18 protein-coding genes and 1 tRNA gene are annotated in these 13,885 nt (G+C 56.7%); 17 read left to right on the top strand and 2 right to left on the bottom strand.

Annotated elements, in window-relative coordinates; genetic code table 11:
* Positions 1–47 precede the first annotated feature (47 nt).
* The 17 genes from ispE to BLU48_RS00735 all read left to right on the top strand — a co-directional run bounded on the left by ispE (position 48) and on the right by BLU48_RS00735 (position 11,999).
* A complete protein-coding gene (gene ispE / locus BLU48_RS00815) occupies positions 48–851 on the top strand; it encodes a 4-(cytidine 5'-diphospho)-2-C-methyl-D-erythritol kinase (protein WP_057024902.1) in 804 nt (267 codons plus the stop codon).
* A gap of 37 nt (positions 852–888) precedes the next feature.
* Positions 889–963: transfer RNA gene (locus tag BLU48_RS00810), tRNA-Gln, on the top strand.
* Positions 964–1,009: 46 nt separating this feature from the next.
* Complete coding sequence (locus BLU48_RS00805) at positions 1,010–1,951, top strand: ribose-phosphate pyrophosphokinase (protein WP_003208392.1); 942 nt, start codon at positions 1,010–1,012, stop codon at positions 1,949–1,951.
* A gap of 138 nt (positions 1,952–2,089) precedes the next feature.
* Positions 2,090–2,695 (top strand): 50S ribosomal protein L25/general stress protein Ctc, encoded by a 606-nt coding sequence (locus BLU48_RS00800; protein WP_057024865.1) that lies wholly within the window; start codon positions 2,090–2,092, stop codon positions 2,693–2,695.
* 168 nt (positions 2,696–2,863) lie between these two features.
* Positions 2,864–3,448 carry an aminoacyl-tRNA hydrolase gene (gene pth / locus BLU48_RS00795; protein WP_003208389.1) on the top strand — a complete coding sequence of 195 codons (585 nt, stop codon included), beginning with the start codon at positions 2,864–2,866 and terminating at the stop codon, positions 3,446–3,448.
* A 22-nt stretch (positions 3,449–3,470) separates the two neighbouring features.
* The gene (ychF, locus tag BLU48_RS00790; protein ID WP_057024864.1) at positions 3,471–4,571 is read left to right on the top strand and encodes a redox-regulated ATPase YchF; all 1,101 of its coding nucleotides are present in this window, start codon (positions 3,471–3,473) and stop codon (positions 4,569–4,571) included.
* Between the two features lie 371 nt (positions 4,572–4,942).
* Complete coding sequence (locus BLU48_RS00785) at positions 4,943–5,860, top strand: sigma 54-interacting transcriptional regulator (protein WP_057024863.1); 918 nt, start codon at positions 4,943–4,945, stop codon at positions 5,858–5,860.
* Between the two features lie 185 nt (positions 5,861–6,045).
* Positions 6,046–6,225: a hypothetical protein gene (locus BLU48_RS00780; RefSeq protein ID WP_057024862.1), complete on the top strand. Its 180-nt coding sequence runs from the start codon at positions 6,046–6,048 to the stop codon at positions 6,223–6,225.
* Between the two features lie 51 nt (positions 6,226–6,276).
* A complete protein-coding gene (locus BLU48_RS32145) occupies positions 6,277–6,636 on the top strand; it encodes a hypothetical protein (RefSeq protein ID WP_057024861.1) in 360 nt (119 codons plus the stop codon).
* A gap of 6 nt (positions 6,637–6,642) precedes the next feature.
* Positions 6,643–7,428 carry a type III secretion system inner membrane ring lipoprotein SctJ gene (sctJ, locus tag BLU48_RS00770; RefSeq protein WP_057024860.1) on the top strand — a complete coding sequence of 262 codons (786 nt, stop codon included), beginning with the start codon at positions 6,643–6,645 and terminating at the stop codon, positions 7,426–7,428.
* 169 nt (positions 7,429–7,597) lie between these two features.
* Complete coding sequence (locus tag BLU48_RS00765) at positions 7,598–7,963, top strand: type III secretion protein (protein WP_231989054.1); 366 nt, start codon at positions 7,598–7,600, stop codon at positions 7,961–7,963.
* A gap of 24 nt (positions 7,964–7,987) precedes the next feature.
* Entirely contained in the window at positions 7,988–8,560 is a 573-nt protein-coding gene (gene sctL / locus BLU48_RS00760; protein WP_057024858.1) for a type III secretion system stator protein SctL, read from the top strand.
* Between the two features lie 114 nt (positions 8,561–8,674).
* Positions 8,675–8,893 carry a hypothetical protein gene (locus BLU48_RS00755; protein ID WP_057024857.1) on the top strand — a complete coding sequence of 73 codons (219 nt, stop codon included), beginning with the start codon at positions 8,675–8,677 and terminating at the stop codon, positions 8,891–8,893.
* A 1-nt stretch (position 8,894) separates the two neighbouring features.
* Complete coding sequence (locus BLU48_RS00750; protein WP_057024901.1) at positions 8,895–9,284, top strand: type III secretion system chaperone; 390 nt, start codon at positions 8,895–8,897, stop codon at positions 9,282–9,284.
* Between the two features lie 14 nt (positions 9,285–9,298).
* Entirely contained in the window at positions 9,299–11,437 is a 2,139-nt protein-coding gene (gene sctC / locus BLU48_RS00745; RefSeq protein ID WP_057024856.1) for a type III secretion system outer membrane ring subunit SctC, read from the top strand.
* Positions 11,434–11,637, top strand: a complete 204-nt coding sequence (gene hrpT, locus BLU48_RS00740; protein ID WP_057024855.1) for an HrpT family type III secretion system protein — start codon at positions 11,434–11,436, stop codon at positions 11,635–11,637. The genes sctC and hrpT overlap by 4 nt, the downstream gene beginning before the upstream one ends.
* Positions 11,634–11,999 carry a transcriptional regulator gene (locus BLU48_RS00735; RefSeq protein ID WP_082636719.1) on the top strand — a complete coding sequence of 122 codons (366 nt, stop codon included), beginning with the start codon at positions 11,634–11,636 and terminating at the stop codon, positions 11,997–11,999. The genes hrpT and BLU48_RS00735 overlap by 4 nt, the downstream gene beginning before the upstream one ends.
* Here BLU48_RS00735 and sctU read toward each other — a convergent pair whose 3' ends face one another.
* Together sctU and sctT are read right to left on the bottom strand one after the other, a co-directional pair.
* Positions 12,000–13,097: a type III secretion system export apparatus subunit SctU gene (sctU, locus tag BLU48_RS00730; protein WP_057013796.1), complete on the bottom strand. Its 1,098-nt coding sequence runs from the start codon at positions 13,095–13,097 to the stop codon at positions 12,000–12,002.
* Positions 13,094–13,882: a type III secretion system export apparatus subunit SctT gene (gene sctT / locus BLU48_RS00725; RefSeq protein ID WP_057024853.1), complete on the bottom strand. Its 789-nt coding sequence runs from the start codon at positions 13,880–13,882 to the stop codon at positions 13,094–13,096. The genes sctU and sctT overlap by 4 nt, the downstream gene beginning before the upstream one ends.
* Positions 13,883–13,885: the final 3 nt, after the last annotated feature.

The following is a 13,885-nucleotide window of genomic DNA, read 5'->3' as shown; positions in this document are numbered from 1 at the left end:
CAGAAAAGCAGGGCCTGACCCTGCCCTCCCCTGCCAAGCTCAATTTGATGCTGCACATTCTTGGTCGCCGTGAAGACGGTTACCACGAGTTGCAGACGCTGTTTCAATTCCTCGACTACGGCGATGAGCTGACCTTCGCCGTACGCGACGATGGCGTGATCCAGCTGCATACCGAATTCGAAAGCGTGCCCCACGACAGCAATCTGATTGTGAAGGCTGCGAAAAAACTTCAGCAACAATCTGGCACCTCGCTCGGCATCGATATCTGGATCGACAAGATCCTGCCCATGGGCGGAGGTATCGGTGGCGGCAGCTCAAATGCCGCAACCACATTGCTGGGCCTCAATCACCTGTGGCAACTGGGCTGGGACCACGACCGCCTGGCTGCACTGGGCCTCACACTGGGCGCCGACGTCCCGGTTTTCGTGCGTGGGCACGCCGCGTTTGCCGAAGGCGTGGGAGAGAAACTCACCCCTGTAGAGCCCGAAGAACCTTGGTATGTCGTGCTTGTGCCGCAAGTATCTGTAAGTACAGCAGAAATTTTTTCAGATCCGTTGTTGACACGTAACTCTTCTCCCATTAAAGTGCGCCCCGTTCCCAAGGGAAACAGTCGAAATGACTGCTTACCGGTTGTAGCAAGGCGTTATCCAGAAGTACGTAACGCTTTGAATTTGTTAGGTAAATTTACCGAAGCAAAATTAACCGGAACTGGAAGTTGTGTGTTTGGGGGCTTCCCAAGCAAAGCTGAAGCTGATAAAGTCTCGGCCCTTCTTACAGAGACCCTTACAGGGTTTGTAGCAAAGGGAAGCAACGTTTCGATGTTGCATCGCAAGCTGCAAAGTCTGCTCTAAAAGGAATCGAGTGCTGGGCACTCGTTGCAACAGATACAGGGGCGTCGCCAAGCGGTAAGGCAGCAGGTTTTGATCCTGCCATGCGTTGGTTCGAATCCAGCCGCCCCTGCCATTTTCTAATACTCATCCAGGTTACCCTCAGCCTCTAGGTACTGCGCGTGTCCAAGATGATGGTCTTTACGGGGAATGCCAACCCCGATCTGGCTCGGCGTGTCGTACGTCAGCTGCATATCCCTCTCGGTGACATCTCTGTCGGTAAATTCTCCGACGGCGAAATTACAGCCGAGATCAATGAAAATGTCCGCGGTAAAGACGTCTTCATTATTCAGCCGACCTGCGCTCCGACCAACGATAACCTGATGGAACTCGTCGTGATGGCTGATGCCTTCCGCCGCTCCTCAGCGACTCGAATCACAGCTGTAATCCCTTACTTTGGTTATGCCCGTCAGGATCGCCGTCCGCGTTCCGCACGTGTGGCTATCAGCGCGAAAGTCGTTGCTGACATGCTGACCGTGGTGGGTATCGACCGTGTTCTCACGGTTGACCTGCACGCTGACCAAATCCAGGGGTTCTTCGATATTCCGGTAGATAACATCTACGGCTCCCCCGTCCTGGTGGATGACATCGAAGACCAGCGCTTTGAAAACCTGATGATCGTGTCCCCGGACATTGGCGGCGTCGTGCGTGCACGGGCTGTCGCCAAATCCCTGGGCGTGGATCTCGGGATCATCGACAAACGCCGTGAAAAAGCCAATCACTCTGAAGTGATGCATATCATCGGTGATGTCGAAGGGCGTACCTGTATTCTGGTTGATGACATGGTCGACACCGCCGGCACCCTGTGCCACGCGGCCAAAGCCTTGAAAGAGCACGGTGCGGCAAAAGTCTTCGCCTACTGCACACACCCTGTGCTGTCGGGCCGAGCGATCGAGAACATCGAGAACTCTATGCTGGACGAACTGGTGGTGACTAACACCATCCCGTTGTCCGCTGCTGCTCAAGCCTGTTCGCGTATCCGTCAACTGGATATCGCACCGGTAGTTGCCGAGGCGGTTCGCCGCATCAGCAACGAAGAATCGATCAGCGCGATGTTCCGTTAAGGGTCAAACCTTCGGAGCACCTCACTGACGAAAAGCGCCCCGCCCCAGCATTCTGTTGGGGCGGGGCTTTTTTGCCCATATCGCCTTTAGCGCTGGTCGCAAACGCTGGGGCGAATGTGGTTATTTTGGAGATACAACATGAACGATTTTACCCTGAATGCTGAAGTGCGTTCCGACCTGGGGAAAGGTGCGAGCCGCCGCCTGCGTCGTCTCGCAAGCCTGGTTCCAGCTGTAGTCTACGGTGGCGAAAAAGCCCCTGAGTCCATCAGCATGCTGGCTAAAGAAGTAGCCAAGCTGCTCGAAAACGATGCTGCCTACAGCCACGTTATCGAACTGAACGTTGGCGGCAAGAAGCAGAACGTTATCATCAAGGCTCTGCAGCGCCACCCTTCCAAGGGCCACGTACTGCACGCTGACTTCGTACGCGTTGTAGCCGGTCAGAAACTGACCGCTATCGTGCCTGTGCACTTTGTTGGTGAAGAAGCTCCGGTCAAGAAAGGTGGCGTTGTTTCCCACACTGCTACCGAGCTGGAAGTAAGCTGCCTGCCGAAAGACCTGCCTGAATTCATCGAAGTCGACCTGTCGGCTGCTGAAATCGGCACCATCATCCACCTGTCCGACCTCAAAGCCCCTAAAGGCGTTGAGTTCGTTGCACTGGCTCACAACGACGACAAGGCTGTTGCCAGCGTCCACGCGCCACGTGTTGTAGCAGAAGATGAAGCAGGCGAAACCGCTGCAGAGTAATGCTCTCTGCAACGAAAGGAGCTTGAGGAAACATCGCGGACCGAAACGTAGCGAGAAAGCGGGCGATAACGCGAAGTTTATCTCTGGATAAGTGAGCTCCTGTCGTCCACTTTCGCCGCACTCAGGTCAGGCGATGTTATCCACAACTCCAAAGGAAGGGCCCCTGTCGTGACTGCCATTAAACTGATCGTTGGTCTGGGAAATCCAGGCGCCGAATACGAACAGACCCGGCATAACGCAGGGGCCCTTTTTGTTGAGCGCATCGCCCACGCCCAAGGCGTCAATCTTGTGGCCGATCGCAAATATTTCGGCCTGACCGGGCGCTTCTCGCACCAGGGTCAGGATGTTCGTCTGCTGATTCCCACCACCTACATGAACCGCAGCGGCCAGGCTGTCGCGGCGCTTGCGGGCTTCTTCCGGATCAAACCCGAAGAAATCCTGGTGGCCCATGACGAACTGGACCTGCCACCCGGGGTTGCCAAGCTCAAGCAAGGCGGCGGGCATGGCGGGCACAACGGCCTGCGTGACATCATCGCGCAGTTGGGCAATCAGAACACTTTTTACCGTCTGCGGCTCGGCATTGGCCACCCAGGCGTTGCCAGTATGGTTTCAAATTTCGTCCTGGGTCGTGCGCCACGCGCCGAACAGGAAAAACTCGATGCCAGCATCGATTTTGCCCTCGGCGTGCTGCCGGATATCTTCGCTGGTGAATGGAACCGCGCGATGAAAAACCTGCACAGCCAGAAGGCCTGACTTTTACCCGAGGGGAAACACCATGGGATTCAATTGCGGCATCGTCGGCCTGCCCAACGTCGGCAAATCCACCCTGTTCAACGCCCTGACCAAGTCCGGTATTGCGGCAGAGAACTTCCCCTTCTGCACCATTGAGCCCAACAGCGGTATCGTGCCGATGCCGGACCCACGCCTGGAGGCACTGGCGGCGATCGTCAACCCCAAGCGCATCCTGCCGACCACCATGGAATTCGTCGACATCGCTGGCCTTGTCGCCGGCGCCTCGAAAGGCGAAGGTCTGGGCAACAAGTTCCTGGCCAACATCCGTGAAACCGACGCCATCGCCCACGTGGTCCGCTGCTTTGAAGACGAGAACGTGATCCACGTCTCCAACAGCGTCGACCCGAAACGCGACATCGAGATCATCGACCTGGAATTGATCTTCGCCGACCTTGACAGCTGCGAGAAGCAGCTGCAGAAAGTCGCACGCAACGCCAAGGGTGGTGACAAGGATGCGGTGGTCCAGAAGGGCTTGCTGGAGCAGTTGATCGCTCACTTCACCGAAGGCAAGCCGGCACGCAGCCTGATGAAGACCATGGGCACTGACGAGAAGGCTGTGATCAAGGGCTTCCACCTGCTGACCACCAAGCCGGTGATGTACATCGCCAACGTTGCCGAAGACGGCTTCGAGAACAACCCGCTTCTCGACGTGGTCAAGACCATCGCCGAGGAAGAAGGCGCCATCGTCGTTCCGGTGTGCAATAAGATCGAAGCGGAAATCGCCGAGCTCGATGACGGCGAAGAAAAAGACATGTTCCTCGAGGCTCTGGGCCTGGAAGAGCCTGGCCTGAACCGTGTGATCCGTGCTGGCTATGAGATGCTCAACCTGCAGACCTACTTCACCGCCGGTGTCGAAGAAGTCCGCGCCTGGACCGTCAAGGTCGGTGCGACTGCGCCACAGGCTGCCGGCGTGATCCACACCGACTTCGAAAAAGGCTTCATCCGCGCCGAAGTCATCGCCTATAACGACTTCATCCAGTACAAGGGTGAGGCTGGAACCAAGGAAGCCGGTAAATGGCGCCTTGAAGGCAAGGACTATATTGTCAAGGATGGGGATGTCATGCACTTCCGCTTCAACGTATAAGTAGACCTGTAACCCCTGTACCGAACAAAAAAAGCCGATGCATTGCATCGGTTTTTTTGTGGCTGTTTGTTTCAATATTCGAAACAAGTGCAAATTCAACGTATGAAAAAACTACTTACCCAGGGCACTAAACCAACTTATCCACGCAATCCCCCGCCTTTAAGTTTTCTCCTACGCTAAACACACTATAACCACCGAAAAACCACTTGAACAAAACAGCGCACTGAATTAGTTAATATTTCTCACGTTATTTTTCAGCCTTTTCACGTTAACAGACACGATGACTTTTTGGATTATTTAGGCTCTACTGGCTGCACGCCAACAGCGTTCTATCAACAGTGAAGTGATAGCGATAGTGGAGCACCTGGACTATGTCAGCTTCTTACACAATAACAAATGAGACATACCTCCCCTCCGTTGAAGCCTTGGACATCGAGCGTACGCTTAAGAGTACTGCAGCGCTCGATATCGATATTTTGTTACTGGGAGAAACCGGCACTGGCAAGGATACCCTGGCCCAACGGGTCCATCGTTTGTCGGGTCGACGCGGTCATTTTGTCGCAGTCAACTGCGCCGCCATCCCGGAAAGCCTTGCAGAGAGCCAACTATTCGGCGTCAACAGCGGCGCCTACACCGGAGCAGTGCAGTCACGCGCGGGGTTTATCGAAACCGCACATTTGGGCACCTTGTATCTGGATGAAATCGACAGCATGCCACTTTCCATGCAAGCCAAGCTGCTACGTGTGCTGGAGTCACGGGGCGTCGAACGCCTGGGCTCCACCCGGTTCATCCCGGTAGATATGCGAGTCATCGCCTCTGCACAGCAATCGCTGCATGAGATGGTCGAGCAAGGGAAGTTCAGGCGCGACTTGTATTTTCGCCTGAGCGTGGTGAACATCAATCTTCCTCCGCTGCGTAACCGCCGTGACCGAATCGTCCCGTTGTTCCTGAATATGATTCAAGAGGAAGCCGAGCACTATAAGTGCCTGGCCCCAGCCCCTTGCAGCGAGCTGGTCCAACAGTTGCTGTGCCATCCTTGGCTGGGGAATGTGCGTGAACTGCGCTCCACTGCCAAGCGATTCGTGCTGGGACTGGCGCCGCTTTCAGACTCCCCCTCGAACGCTACACACGCGCCAACGAACCTGAAAGAACGCCTGCAACAAATCGAGAAAGCCCTGATTGAAGAGGCTTTGCGACGCCATTCCTACTGCGTGGACGAGGTGGCGGCAGAGTTGGGCATGGCGAAGCGAACGCTCTACTATCGGATGAAACAGTTAGAAATACAGTAGCGCATTGCCCAGCCGATATGCATCGAAGAAACCTCCAGATACATCCTCCAAGTAAAAATTGGAACCATATTCTAGCCTGAGCCACACAAGTACGAGCCTGATATATTTAGTACCTATTGGAAGCATCAATACTGAAACTAGAACATCGGGCTCAAATATCATTTCTTAAATAGCGGAGTTTAACTATGGGCAATGTTACTGGCGCCAGCGCAAACACCTACCAACCCCCTATCCAGAGCTCCAGCGGCGGCGAAAACGAAGACCTCAAGCAGGAAAGGAAAGCAGCAGCTCGTGAATCTTTGAAGGAAAGTATTGAGTCCTTCAAGATCACTGAGAAGAAAAAGAACATCGACGCAATACGTTAAGTAGCTTGACCGCCCTTTATCACTAAAGGGCGGTTCTCCCCAGGAGGTCTAATGAAAATAGAAGTCGACGTATTACGCGAATATCAAAGCGGCCTGACAGCCCGCAAGCCCCCTACCCCATCTACGCACCACAGCGAAGATGTGAGCTTTTTCAGCTCGCAATTGGAACCTTCGATGCAACGGGTTACCGCCGCACCATCATCGAATGCCCTGACCGATGCTTTGCAGCATCTGGACAAGGCGAAAAGCGGCATGAGCAAAGGCCTCAAGGACTTCAACAATGAGTTCAAGGAAAAAAATCGACTCAACTATGCCTCCCATCTTTCAGACTCAGTACTGCTGACCCAAACCCTGGTGAAGTGCGTCGGCAAGGGTGCGCAATGCCTCGAAAAAGTCAGCAACCTACAGTAGGAAAAAATGATTCGTTTTCTGTCTATCGGATTAATTTTCTCGCTGACGTTGATACTGGGCGGCTGCGGCGAAAGTGTCGAACTGCATCGCCAACTGTCCGAACAGGACGCCAACGAGGTCATCGCGGAACTGGCTGACAAACACATACGCGCACAAAAAGTGCCTGCCAAGGACGGCGTGGTGATTCGGGTCAACGTAGCCGACATCAGTCGCGCCGTTCGCACGCTGGAGGCCGTAGGGCTGCCCAAGGTCGCACGCGCCACAATGGGGGATACCTTCCGCAAGGAAGGCGTCATCTCCACACCGCTGGAAGAGCGTGCCAGATACATCTATGCCCTGTCCCAGGAGCTGGAGGCGACCCTGTCGAACATCGATGGCGTCATCGTCGCTCGTGTGCACGTAGTGCTGCCCGAACGCGTGGCTCCCGGTGAGCCCGTCCAACCCGCTTCCGCCTCGGTGTTCATCAAGCATGACCCGCGATTGGAGCCCGACAGTATCAGGGCCCGTGTACGCAGGATGGTAGCCAGCAGTATTCCCGGCATGAGCACCGCACTGGATAACGCCCAAAAGCTCACGGTCGTTTTTGTGCCGGCGGCGGTCTATCAGGAACAACAACGGTTGATGTATTTCGGCCCTTTCCTGGTCCCTGAGGACGACGTTAGTTTTTGGCGCACCAGTATTGGCCTGTTGATTACCGGCGTGATACTGATGCTGGTCGCTGCGCTGTTCTGGCGCATAAGGGGACAACGGTCAAAGCCAGCTGTCGCCCCGGCTCAATTGACGAATGAGTGATCACCTGGCTTGGGCACAATGGTGGGCCAGCCCCTGGCTATCTTCGCACCCGGAGGCAACCAGCACCCACGCCTATGACGCAGTGCTGCCCTTGTGTCGCAGCCGGCCCGGGCTGGCATGTGCCGCCTTGGGCATAGAGCCGTGCCTGCCTCCTGCCCCGTGTGCAACGGTGCTTGGCTTGGCACTGGCATCACCGGAGCAGATTGATCTGGCAATAGCGCTACTGGATCTCACGTGCCATCCCAACCTCGACAGCCCCTTGTGCGACGAACACCGCAAGTGGTGCGAACGCCTTGCCAAGGCTCTGCATCCCGGGGCCTTGCTGCAACCGGACGACGATTCACTGCAATTGCTGCGGGCCTGGGTCGAACCTGCTGTCTGGCAGCGTCTGCGGTTGCGCCTGGTCCCCCATCGGGTGCAGGCAATTGAAAGCACATACCTGTCACTTGACGACGCCCATGGCCGGCTCAATACGCTCTGGCAAGCCATTGTCTGGCGTATCGCCGCAACGCATAGCGAACTCACCCATCGTTAACTGCAAAAAATCGGAGCCTTGTCCATGCTGACCCTACGCAGAATTGAGTTGCACAACGGTGCCCCCGGGCAGCCAAAGGTTTTGATTACCCGGGAAATGCTTGCCGACTGCTCGCGGGCCGGGCAGCTACTGGGTAGCGCCCAGGCCCAAGCCGACGAACTCTTGCACCAGGCGGCTGAACACCGCGAAGAATTGCTTGAACAGGCCAGTCTCGACTTCTGGTCACGGGCCAACGCGCAGCTCAGCGCCTGGGAGCGCCAACGCCAGGCGATGTGCGACAACCTTGAGCACTACGCCACTTCCATCGCCAACCAAGCCTTCCACTGCCTGTTGGAGGAAGTGCCTCAGCCCCAACGCCTTTCGGCATTGATTAAACAGCTGGTAGCGACGCAAATCCCCCCGATCAAGGCAACGCTGGTTTGCCACCCCCTTGAGCACGATCACATCGCCCAAGCCTTGGCCAAACTGGACTCTACGCTTTGGAGGCTTCGTCCTGATGACCAGGTCAAACCTCAAACGTTGCTGTTGGAAACAGACGAAGGCGACTTCCGCATCGACTGGGCATCAATGCGCGAAATTTTGTTTGCGAGCGCGTAGGAAACATCAACGAAAAAGCGATGAAGGCAGCGATATTTTTAAAAAACATGTCCGCCGATGGAACTGGTGACAAACAACCCGCCACACAGTTCAGACACATCTGGAGTAAAACTCATGGACTTCTACGGAAACCTGAACACTCACCTGTTGAAGCAGGTTCAATCTGACACCAAGCGTGTGAATACCGCCTATAAAGACACGGAATCATTCGATGGCGACATCGAGTATTTCAGCGATCTAGTGAAACAACAGAAACTCTCCATTATCGCTTTCAACGAACAAGTCCGCTCCAGGCATACGCTGCTTAAGACAGCCCTGGATGGTGTGCAGTAAGTTGCACGCACTCATTGGCGGCTGGTTAAACGGCCACGAAGAGCAGCTCACATTGTTCGAGAATGACGACGAAATCAACTTTCTGCGCGTCTCGAACAAACTGCTGATACAGGTCCAGTTGACCAAAGCGGGCGAGGACAACGCCTCGCTGCGCACCTGGATGCGCCTGGGAGGCCCCAGCCTGAGCTATTTCCAGGGCGCACTGGCGCAGTCACCCACTACCGGCACGCTTTGGCTTGTTCAATGTGTGGAGATGGACCACCGCGAACAGCCCGCCAAGTGCCTCGAATCCCTTCTTAACCAACGCGACACCTGGCGCGCCATCGTGGCACGCCAGGCCCGGCCTGCACGTGCATTCGTCCCCACGTCACTGCGCTCGATACCGCATTAACCAGAGACCTTCCCATGCCTGATAAAATCGACAAGCACAAACGCTTGCGCCCTCACCTATCTACTGCCACCCGTCGCGCCGCCTGGGGCTGGCTGATCCTGCTACCCGGATGGCTGTTGCCACTGGACAGCACGCTGGCCGCCATTCCGCCCGAATGGAAAAACACTGCCTACGCTTATGAAGCACAGCACAAACCCGTACGCGAAGTGCTGGAGGATTTTGCCCAGACGTTTGGTACGCAACTTCAAGTCGAGGGCCTGCTCGAAGGTAACGTCAATGGCAAGATACGCGCCAACACGCCGCAATCATTGCTCGACCGGCTCGGGGTCGAGCACCGTTTCCAATGGTACATGTACAACAACACACTCTATGTCAGCACCCTCGACCAGCAAGACTCCGCGCGCCTGGAGGTCTCTTCCGAGACCATTTCCGATCTCAAGCAGGCGCTCACCGACATAGGCCTGCTCGACAGTCGGTTCGGCTGGGGCGAGTTGCCGGAGGACGGAGTCGTGCTGGTCTCCGGCCCCAAGGTTTATATCGAACAGATCAAGCGATTCAGCAGCCAGCGCCGTTCCGCGGATGAAAAACAGAGCGTGTTGAGCTATCCGCTCAAATTCGCCAGCGCGGCGGATCGCCAGATGGAATACCGTAACGAAAAAATCATCATCCCTGGTGTGGCCACCATGCTCCGAGGGCTGCTGGAGCCGCGCTCACCCTCGACATCTTCGGCGCAGGCACAACGTTCCACCACCCAGCCCCCTTTCGTTACCCCGCTGGCTCCACGCCTGAGCAACCCGTTGTTGGGGCAAATGCTCGGGTCGCCCGCGACAAACGGGGTGAACGGCTCGCCCGATGCAGGCATCTCAATCACCCCGCGGGCCCCCGTCAGCCCAGCCCGTATCCGCGTCGAAGCCGACTTGCGCAATAACGCCATCCTGATTTATGACGTGCCGGAACGGCAGGCGATGTACCGAGAGCTGATTACCCAACTCGATGTGGCGCGTAAACTGGTGGAAATCGATGCGATCATCCTCGATATCGAGCGCACGCAACTACGCGAATTCGGTGTGAAGTGGGGCTTTCAGAACAGTCGCTTCAGTGGTGGGGCCGATGTGGCTCCCGGCAACACTCAGTTGACCATTAGAAACCGTGACCGCTTCGAGGCTGACATACGCGCGCTGGAGGCCAAGGGCCTGGCAACCATGGTGTCCAATCCGTCAGTGCTGACGCTGGAAAACCAGCCAGCAGTGATCGATTTCAACCGAACCCAATACCTGTCTCGCGGTAGGGAAAACGCAACGATTCTACCGATTACCGTAGGGACCAGCTTCCAGGTAGTGCCACGCGTGATTACTAGCCGTGGAGGCCACCAAATCCAGCTGCTGGTAGATATCGAGGACGGTAACTTCGAAGAAGCCAACCCCACCCCCGACAGCTTCGATGTGCGCCGAGGCAAGGTCAGCACCCAGGCCATCATGGCGGAAAAACGTTCACTGGTAGTCGGCGGTTTCCATGTCACCGAAAGCACGGACAGACTCAGCAAGGTACCGCTGCTGGGTGATATCCCGCTATTAGGCAAGGCACTGTTTTCCTCGACTGAACGACAGAACAATCGGCGTGAACGCTTGTTCATCCTCACGCCCCGCGTCATTGGCGACCAGGCCGACCCGTCACGCTACTTGCCGCAGGCCGACCAGGTCGAATTGCAGGCCGCTCTCGCGCCACTGGTCAGGCGCTATGACCCTCACCAGCCGGTGATCAAGCGCAGTGACATTATCAGCACCCTGGCGCACCTGGTCAGCGGGGAAGTGCCCAAGGCCTTCAAGGCAGCGCCGATGCCACTGGGGCTGAACACATTGTGCAGCACTCGCAACTTGCTGGCGCTGAACACCGAACGCAGCCAGTGGTATGCCGGCCCGCAGTACAACGTGGCAGTGGTGGTGCTGCGCAACCAGTTCAACCGCAATGTGCGTATCGACGAAAAGGAATGCAGTAATGCACAAACCCTGGCCGTCAGTGTCTGGCCACGGGCCTGGCTCAAGCCAGGTGAAGAAGCAGAAGTGTTCATCGCCATGCGTCCGGTGGTGAAGGATGAACACCTCAGCGTGCCGCGCCCCTCTCTGATCACTCCAACCCAGAAGGCCAAGCCATGAAACACCGCTTGCTATACGCCTCACTGATCGGCGCGGCACTGCTCGTCGTCGGCTGTACGCCCACCTGCAAGGGCGACTCCTGCTCACGCCCCCAATCGACCAAGGATAAGCTGGTGATCTGGTGGCCGCCGCAAATGCGCGTCGAACCCGGCCCCGCGGGGGAACGGGCGGACTATCAGACGGTGTCGCTGGAGCGATGAGCGCTCAAGGAATGCCGGACGATCAGCGCCAGGTCTTCCTCGACAGCCTGGTGGGCGGCTCTGCCGCTCACCTGGCACTTGCCCCAGGCGTGACAGTCAGTGGCATGCAGGCCGGAGCCTGCCAAGGACTGGCCCTGCACGTGACACGCGAAACATTGCGACCGTTACAATTACAGCAGGTGCTGGAGCGCCGTTTCGAGCAAGCCGTGGCATTCGATGGTTGCTTCATCTACATCGACGCGCAGGACGCCCTGGTGATCTGGCATGCGCTGCCCCCGCAGCGCACCCTGTTCGACAGGACCCTCAGCCGAATGTTGTCGCTGGCCAATCTTGCAACCCTGGATGCGCCTCCCCAACGTTAGTCAACGTAGATCAAGCTCTGGCAACTCCAGGGTCTCACGCTTGGCTTCATCATCAAGCTCGCGCAAGGTACGGTAGATCAACGCCACGGCTTGCAAGGTTTCACGAGGAATATTCGCCCCCAGCTTCTTCGTATACAGCGTACGTGCCAACCAGACACACTGGATCACGGGCACATCCGCCCTCTTGGCCCGGGCGATCAACGCACGGGCATCATCATCGGTACCTTTCTCCACCAACAGCGGTAGCGGCGTTTCGCCGGCGCGGTAATACAAGGCCACGGCAAAGTGCGTCGGGTTGACCACCAGCATGTCGGACTCCTCCAGCTTGGGCAGCTTGACCTTCGGCTCCTCCTGGGCCAATTGCTGTGCCAAGGCGCGGCGCTGCCCCTTCACATGCGGGTCGCCTTCCATATCCTTGTACTCTTTGACGACTTCCACTTGAGTCATGCGCATGCGCTTGGCGAAGAAGTACTTCTGCATGGTCAGGTCAATAAGCGCCAGCACCAGCAATAACCCCAGGCAGGCATGCAGCAAATGGCGGAACAAAGCGATCAATGCCAGGATGTAGCTCTGCAGGTCGCTGGTGGCCAGGTTGATCAATACGCCCAGGGAAGGCCAGATCACCACGTACAGGATCAGGCCCAGGAGCGCCGCCTTGACCACACTCATCAACAGGTTCATCAACGACTGTACCGAGAACATTTGCTTGAGTTGATTGAGCGGATTGAGACGGTTGAAATCGAGCTTGAGGGTGTCCGGGGCGAACAGGATCCCAAACTGCATCCAACTGCTGACCAGCTTAGTAATAATCGCCACCGCAGCCATCAGCAGGGCGAATGAGAAGAACATCATCACGCTTTCGACCATTACTTCTTCCAACGCCTGCGGGAAAGGCAGGGTCGAGCGTGAAATCGGCAATAACATCAGTTGCTGGAAACGTTGCAGGCTGGTCTCGGCGGTAAACAAGGCGATTTCAGTGATGGCCGTCAGCACCAGCAACTTACCTACATCCTGGCTTTGGGCGACCTGCCCTTTCTTACGCTGATCACGCAGTTTCTTGGCTGACGCGGGGTGCTTTTTTTCTCCTGAATCACTCATGGCACCGAAACCTTGAACAATCCCCCCAGGGAGTGCCTGAGGTCTGTGAGCAAGCCCATGCGCCCAACAATCAGGTCCTGCAACAACGCAAAGTACAGCAGCAGGACACCAATACCCGCCAGGCACTTGAGGGGCGGCGCCAAGGTACTCACTTGTAATTGCTGACTGTAGACCCCCAGCAGCGCAATGCCGAACTCCAACAACAGCAGTACCGCAATGAAGGGGGCGGCATAAAGCACCATGTGCGTGAACGTGTCCCCGAGCAGGTCGACAAATGTACTGAACCCATCGGCAGCGGGCAGCGGAAACCACACCGTCGGTGGCCACACCAGGTAGCTGTCCCAGATCACTTGGGTCAACGCTCCCAGCCCCAGGCTGGCCATCAACAGAAAAATCGCCAGTTGCTTGAACAAGTGCCCGACCGGCGTTGCATCCGGCCCCAGCGAGGGGTTGAGCTGGCCGCCCGCCAAGGCGCCACGCTGGTTATCCAATAGCGCACCAACCGACTCGAACATCCAGAACGGCATCGACAGCAATACGCCCATCAAAATTCCCAGGGCCAGCTCTTTCAGAACCAACCCACCGATCATTAACGCAGAGAGCTCCTGGCCCTCCAACGCCGCATGAACAGCCGGCGCCGGCAGCAGTGCGAGGACCATCACGATAGTGTGCCGGGGCATGCCACGTATGTGTTGGAAACAGAATGCCGCCACGAGAAAGGCACAGGGGTAGATACGCGCCATGGCGACCAGCAAGCTGGGCAAATACTCAAGATATAGCAGCACAGG

This window comes from Pseudomonas synxantha (assembly GCF_900105675.1).
Classification (GTDB): domain Bacteria; phylum Pseudomonadota; class Gammaproteobacteria; order Pseudomonadales; family Pseudomonadaceae; genus Aquipseudomonas; species Aquipseudomonas synxantha.
The sequence above is the reverse complement of the archived record's forward strand: the minus strand, read 5'-3'. Positions and strand labels throughout refer to the sequence as shown.